Here is a 6,125-nt window from a genome sequence, read left to right on the forward strand (position 1 = left end):
CCCGTGACGTGGTGGTCCACGAGACCACCGATCCCGAACTGGTCGTCGCGGAATTCACCTACGACGGGCGCCACGGCGATCGCACCTTCCGCAGCGCGAACGTGCAGGTGCTGCGGGTCCGCGACGGCCTGATCGTGCACTCGCGGGACTACCACGACTACCTGAAGATGGCCGCCGCACGGGACGGGCTGGACGCACTGGCAGCGCAGTACACGCCGCTGAGCGTGCCGCCGCCCACGTCACCCGAGGTGGCCGTCTCCGCCCCCGCGGGCAGCCCGCGCGGGGTCGTCGAGCGGCTGCTCCACGGCGTCACGAACGGAGAGGGCGCGGCCCTCGCCGGCCTGTACGCCGAGGACTGCCACGTGACACACCCGTTCCACCCGACGGCACCGGCGCTGACCAGCCGCGACGAACTGCGGGCACACTTCGCGCCCGAGCGCGGCGCCCGGCTGCGGGCCCACGATCTGGTCACCTACCAGGGAACCGATCCCGGACTGATCGTCTCCGAGTTCCGCTACGTCCACCGCTACGGTCTCTTCGCGCTGTCGAACCTGTTCGTCACGCACGTCCGCGACGGCCTCATCACCCGGTCGCGCGACTACGGCGACCACCTCGCCCTCGCCGCCGGAACCGGCACACTGGCCGAGCTGCTGGACGCCGCCCGCGCGGCGTGACCCTCGGCCGCTAGCCTCGCCGCCAGGCGGGGTTCAGCCGGATCTCGATGTCGTCGGACTTCGCCTCCGGCGCCGGGTCGGCGGTGGCACGGACCCGTACCGGACGTCCGGTGCCGGCGTCGACGAACGACAGGGGCGGGCGGCCTTCCTGCAGGTACCTGTCGCCCCATTGCATCAGTGACAGGAACACCGGCAGCAGGTCCTCGCCGGCTTCGGTCAGCCGGTACTCCTCGCGGGCCCGGCTTCCCGGCTCCCGATAGGGAACGGGCGCGACGATCCCCGCGGCCTTCAGCTGTTTGAGTGCCCGCGACACCGCGGGCGCCGAGGTCCCGATCCGCGCCACGAAGTCGTCGAACCTGGTCGTGCCGTAGAAGAACTCGCGGACCACCAGGAACACCGTCTTGGTGCTGAGCAGGTCCAGCACCCGGCCCGCCGAGCAGCCGTCACCGATCGACCACGCATCCCGGTCGCGCAACCGTTCCTCGAACCTCATGGCCACCCCGCCATTGTAACTAATGCTTGCGTTACCCAGTGAGGCGTGCTTCCATCTGACTAACGATACCGTTATTCAGATGGAGAGGTTCCGTGGTTGCAGTAGCGGGCAAGGTGGCCCTGGTGACCGGTGGGCGGCGCGGACTCGGCGCGGCACTGGTGGACGAGGCGCTGGCGCGCGGGGCGCGCAAGGTGTACTCCACCGCGCGCTCGGCCCACCTCGACGACCGCCCGGAGGTGGTGACCGCCGAACTGGAGGTCCGCTCGGCGGCGTCGGTCGCCGCCCTCGCGGAGATCGCCGCCGACGTCGAGATCGTGTTCAACAACGCGGGGATCCTGCTGCCGGATCCGCTGCTGACGGGCGACTTCGAGCGCGTCACCGAGACGTTCGACATCAACGTCTTCGGGCCGCTGCGGGTGGCGCGGGCGTTCGCGCCGGTCCTGGCCGCGAACGGCGGGGGCGCACTGGTGAACATGCACTCGGTGCTGTCCTGGCTGGCCGGCAGCGGTGCCTACGGGGCGTCCAAGGCGGCGGCGTGGTCGCTCACCAACTCGCTCCGGCTCGAACTGGCGGGCCAGAACACCCGGGTCGTCGGCGTGCACGCCGGGTTCATCGACACGGAGATGGTCTCCGCCGTGAAGCTGCCGAAGGCGACCCCGGCCGAGGTGGCCGCGCGAATCCTCGACGGCCTCGAGGCCGAGGCCACGGAGGTACTCGCCGACGACGTCACCGCAACCGTCAAGGCGGCGCTGTCCGGCCCCGTCGAGCACCTGACCTTCTCAGCCCTCCGCTGACGCCACGTCCCGACACCGAAGGAGTACGAACAATGCCACTGTGGACCATTCACCACACGCCGGGAATCTTCACCGACGAGGAAAAGCACCAACTCGCCTCGCGCATCGCGGACCACTACGAACAGGTCGGGCTGCCCCGGTTCTACGTGGTCACGCTGTTCCACGAGACCCGGCCCGAGGACTTCTACGTCGGCGGGGAGCCCACACCGGTCGGGGTCCGCATCGCGATCGACCACATCGCCCGGCGCAACCCCGACCAGGAGAGCCGGCGCCGGACCGCCCAATGGGTCAAGGGCATGCTGCGGCCCCACCTCGAGCGGATCGAGGGACTGCACTGGGAGTTCCACATCGACGAGACCAGCGACGAGCTGTGGATGATCAACGGGATCGTGCCGCCCCCGGGGGGATCCGACGCCGAGAAGCTCTGGGCCGAAAGCAACTCGGCGTCCCCCTACTGACCGGCTCCGCCGGGCAGGTCCTAGTTGTCCGCGTTGTCTGCGGGAAGGTCGAACTCGCCGTCCCGGGCTCCGGCCACGAAGGCGGACCACTCGGACGGGGTGAAGACGAGCACCGTGCCGTCCGGTTCGGACGACTGCCGCAGCACCGTATAGGTCACCCCGTCGGTGTGCGGTACCAACGCGAACTCGAGAGCGTCCTCAATGGTCTCGCCGGGCGGTTCGGCACGCTGCCACTCCACGGCATCCCAATCCAGTTCGTCCCGGACATCGGCCTTGTCGTCCGTAGCCCCTTTAGCGCCTGTAGTCATGGCCTCACGGTAGCGCTGCCGTCCGGGAGCCGAAACACGACAAGGGGCTCCAGCGTGGACAATCCACGCCGGAGCCCCTTGCCGGACTTGGGCCCTGGTCAGGCGGTCTCGGTGATGGGACGGTCCACCCAGGACATCAGGCCGCGCAGCTTGCGACCGGTCTCCTCGATCGGGTGGTGCTCGCCGGCTTCCTGGAGCTTCTGGAAGTTCGGCCGTCCGGCCTCGTCCTCGGCGACCCATTCGCGGGCGAACGTGCCGTCCTGGATCTCACCCAGGATCTTGCGCATGTTCTCCTTCACCTCGGGGGTGATCACGCGCGGGCCGCGGGTGAGGTCGCCGTACTCGGCGGTGTCCGAGATGGAGTACCGCATGCGGGCGATCCCGCCCTCGTACATGAGGTCGACGATGAGCTTGAGCTCGTGCAGGACCTCGAAGTAGGCGATTTCCGGCGCGTAACCGGCCTCGGTGAGCACCTCGAAACCGGTCTGCACGAGGGCGGAGGCACCACCGCAGAGGACGGCCTGCTCACCGAACAGGTCGGTCTCGGTCTCCTCCTTGAAGGTGGTCTTGATGACACCGGCCCGCGCCCCGCCGATGGCGGCCGCGTAGGACAGCGCCAGCGCCTGCGCGTTGCCGGAGGCGTCCTGCTCGACCGCGATCAGGCAGGGCACGCCCTTGCCGTCGACGAACTGGCGGCGCACCAGGTGCCCCGGGCCCTTCGGCGCCACCATCGCGATGTCCACATTGGCCGGCGGGTTGATCAGGCCGTAGCGGATGTTGAAGCCGTGCCCGAAGAAGACGGCGTCGCCGTCGGACAGGTTCGGCTCCACGTCCTCGGTGTAGATGAAGCGCTGCTTGGTGTCCGGCGCCAGGATCATGATCAGGTCGGCCTCCTTGGAGGCCTCCGCCGGGGTGAGCACCCGCAGGCCCTCTTCCTCGGCCTTCGCGCGCGACTTCGACCCCTCCGGCAGACCGATGCGCACATCGACACCGGAGTCACGCAGGCTCAGCGCGTGGGCGTGGCCCTGGCTGCCGTACCCGATCACGGCGACCTTGCGACCCTGGATGATGCTCAGATCGGCGTCGTCGTCGTAGAAGATTTCGACTGACATGAGGGGAACTGACTTCCTTTCGGTTTTCTGCGTTCGTGGTCTTAGCGCGGTGAGGTGGCGGTGATGGAACGAGCGCCCCGGCCGACGGCGACCATGCCGGACTGCACGATCTCACGGATACCGTAGGGCTCCAGCATCCGCAGCAGCGCGCCGAGCTTGTCACCGGTGCCGGTCGCCTCGATGGTCAGCGCCTCGGGTGACACGTCGACCACCTTCGCGCGGAACAGCTGCACGGTCTCCAGCACCTGGCTGCGCACCGTGGCGTCGGCTCTGACCTTCACCAGCAGCAGCTCGCGCTGCACGGACGTGGACTGCTCGAGTTCCACGATCTTGATGACGTTGACCAGCTTGTTGAGCTGCTTGGTCACCTGTTCGAGCGGTAGCTCCTCAACGGCGACCACGATCGTCATCCGGGACACCTCGGGGTTTTCCGTGGGCCCGACTGCGAGGGACTCGATGTTGAAACCGCGGCGGGAAAACAGCCCGGCAACTCTGGCGAGCGCCCCGGGCACATTCTCCACCAACACGCTCAGCGTATGCGTGCTCACTTGGTCACCTCGTCGTCGTCGAAGAGCGGGCGGATCCCGCGAGCGGCCATGACCTCGTCGTTGCCCGCCCCGGGGCCGACCATCGGCCACACCTGGGCATCCTTGCCGACCACGAAGTCGATCACGACGGGACGGTCGTTGATCTCCATCGCGCGGCGGATGACGTCGTCGACGTCCTCCTTCGTCTCACACCGCAGGCCGGCGCAGCCCAGCGCCTCGGCCAGCAGGGTGAAGTCGGGGATGCGGTGCTTGTGGGTACCGAGATCGGTGTTGGAGTACCGCTCGGCATAGAACAGGTTCTGCCACTGGCGGACCATCCCCAGATTGCCGTTGTTGATCACGGCGACCTTGATCGGGGCGCCCTCGATCGCGCAGGTGGCCAGTTCCTGGTTGGTCATCTGGAAGCAGCCGTCGCCGTCGATCGCCCACACCGCCTTGTCGGGCCTGCCGAACTTCGCGCCCATCGCCGCGGGCACCGCGTAGCCCATGGTGCCGAGGCCGCCGGAGTTGAGCCAGGCGCGGGGCTGCTCGTAACGGATGAACTGGGCCGCCCACATCTGGTGCTGCCCCACGCCCGCGGCGTAGATCGCGTCCGGGCCGACGAGCTTGCCGATCCGTTCGATCACGTACTGCGGCGAGAGGGTGCCGTCGGCGGGCCACTCGTAGCCCGCGGGGAAGGTCTGCCGCCACGCGTCGATCTGGGTCCACCAGGCGGTCAGCTCCGGCGCGCCGGAGCGCTCCGTCTCGGCCTTCACCGCCTCGATGAGGTCGTTGATGATCTCGGCGCAGTCGCCCACGATCGGCACGTCCGCCTTGCGGTTCTTGGAGATCTCCGCCGGGTCGATGTCGGCGTGCACCACGGTGGCGTCCGGCGCGAACGAGTCGAGCCGCCCGGTCACCCGGTCGTCGAAGCGGGCGCCGAGGGCGACCAGCAGGTCGGCGCGCTGCATCGCGGCGACCGCGGCGACCGTGCCGTGCATGCCGGGCATGCCCAGGTGCTGGGGGTGCGAGTCGGGGAAGGCGCCCCGTGCCATCAGCGTGGTCACCACCGGGATGCCGGTCAGCTCGGCCAGTGTGCGCAGCTGCTCGGAAGCCTCCGCCTTGATCACCCCGCCACCGACGTAGAGCACCGGCCTGTGCGCCTGCGCGATCAGCCGGGCCGCCTCACGCACCTGCTTGCCGTGGGGCCGCAGGGTGGGCCGGTAACCGGGAAGGTGCATCTCGGGCGGCCACGAGAAGGAGGTCTGCTCCTGCAGCACGTCCTTGGGGATGTCCACCAGCACCGGGCCGGGGCGGCCGGTGGAGGCAAGGTGGAAGGCCTCCGCGATCACCCTCGGGATGTCCACCGGGTCCTTGACCAGGAAGTTGTGCTTGGTGATCGGCATGGTGATGCCGCAGATGTCGGCTTCCTGGAAGGCGTCGGTGCCGATCAGGGACCGGGTCTGCTGCCCGGTGATCGCCACCACCGGAACCGAGTCCATGTTGGCGTCGGCCAGCGGCGTGACCAGGTTCGTCGCGCCGGGGCCGGAGGTGGCCATGCACACCCCGACCTTGCCGGTGGCCTGGGCGTAGCCGGTCGCGGCGTGCCCGGCGCCCTGTTCGTGGCGGACGAGGACGTGACGCACCTTCGTGGAGTCGAGCAGCGGGTCGTAGGCCGGCAGAATCGTGCCACCCGGAATGCCGAACACGACCTCGACGCCGACCGCCTCGAGCGAGCGCACCAGCGACTGCGCACCGG

General features: G+C 69.1%; 8 protein-coding genes. 3 read left to right on the plus strand and 5 right to left on the minus strand.

The window, feature by feature from the left end; genetic code table 11:
* The coding region (locus tag FNH05_RS29525) for a nuclear transport factor 2 family protein (RefSeq protein WP_144592130.1) at positions 1–674 on the plus strand (674 nt) is incomplete at its 5' end.
* A gap of 10 nt (positions 675–684) precedes the next feature.
* Here the strand turns inward: FNH05_RS29525 and FNH05_RS29530 are convergent.
* Positions 685–1,167 carry a winged helix-turn-helix transcriptional regulator gene (locus FNH05_RS29530; RefSeq protein WP_144592137.1) on the minus strand — a complete coding sequence of 161 codons (483 nt, stop codon included), beginning with the start codon at positions 1,165–1,167 and terminating at the stop codon, positions 685–687.
* A 92-nt stretch (positions 1,168–1,259) separates the two neighbouring features.
* Between FNH05_RS29530 and FNH05_RS29535 the strand changes: the two genes are divergently transcribed.
* Both FNH05_RS29535 and FNH05_RS29540 read left to right on the plus strand, forming a co-directional pair.
* Positions 1,260–1,961 (plus strand): SDR family oxidoreductase, encoded by a 702-nt coding sequence (locus FNH05_RS29535; protein ID WP_144592131.1) that lies wholly within the window; start codon positions 1,260–1,262, stop codon positions 1,959–1,961.
* 32 nt (positions 1,962–1,993) lie between these two features.
* On the plus strand, positions 1,994–2,419 hold the full coding sequence (locus FNH05_RS29540) for a tautomerase family protein (RefSeq protein ID WP_144592132.1): 426 nt from the start codon (positions 1,994–1,996) through the stop codon (positions 2,417–2,419).
* 20 nt (positions 2,420–2,439) lie between these two features.
* Here the strand turns inward: FNH05_RS29540 and FNH05_RS29545 are convergent, their stop codons facing one another.
* From FNH05_RS29545 to FNH05_RS29560, 4 genes are all read right to left on the minus strand, one after another.
* Complete coding sequence (locus FNH05_RS29545) at positions 2,440–2,727, minus strand: DUF397 domain-containing protein (protein ID WP_144592133.1); 288 nt, start codon at positions 2,725–2,727, stop codon at positions 2,440–2,442.
* A gap of 98 nt (positions 2,728–2,825) precedes the next feature.
* Positions 2,826–3,839 carry a ketol-acid reductoisomerase gene (gene ilvC, locus FNH05_RS29550; protein WP_144592134.1) on the minus strand — a complete coding sequence of 338 codons (1,014 nt, stop codon included), beginning with the start codon at positions 3,837–3,839 and terminating at the stop codon, positions 2,826–2,828.
* A gap of 41 nt (positions 3,840–3,880) precedes the next feature.
* Positions 3,881–4,387 (minus strand): acetolactate synthase small subunit, encoded by a 507-nt coding sequence (ilvN, locus tag FNH05_RS29555; RefSeq protein ID WP_144592135.1) that lies wholly within the window; start codon positions 4,385–4,387, stop codon positions 3,881–3,883.
* A partial coding sequence (locus FNH05_RS29560) for an acetolactate synthase large subunit (RefSeq protein ID WP_144592136.1) occupies positions 4,384–6,125 on the minus strand: 1,742 nt, incomplete at its 5' end. The genes FNH05_RS29560 and ilvN, both read right to left, overlap by 4 nt.

It is taken from the genome of Amycolatopsis rhizosphaerae (assembly GCF_007713715.1).
GTDB classification, from domain to species: domain Bacteria; phylum Actinomycetota; class Actinomycetes; order Mycobacteriales; family Pseudonocardiaceae; genus Amycolatopsis_E; species Amycolatopsis_E rhizosphaerae.

What these genes read in the sequence shown, in the direction of transcription:
- FNH05_RS29545 (WP_144592133.1), bottom strand. Translation starts at nt 2,727, where the DNA reads ATGACTACAGGCGCTAAAGGGGCTACGGACGACAAGGCCGATGTCCGG.
- FNH05_RS29530 (WP_144592137.1), bottom strand. Translation starts at nt 1,167, where the DNA reads ATGAGGTTCGAGGAACGGTTGCGCGACCGGGATGCGTGGTCGATCGGT.
- FNH05_RS29540 (WP_144592132.1), top strand. Translation starts at nt 1,994, where the DNA reads ATGCCACTGTGGACCATTCACCACACGCCGGGAATCTTCACCGACGAG.
- ilvC (WP_144592134.1), bottom strand. Translation starts at nt 3,839, where the DNA reads ATGTCAGTCGAAATCTTCTACGACGACGACGCCGATCTGAGCATCATC.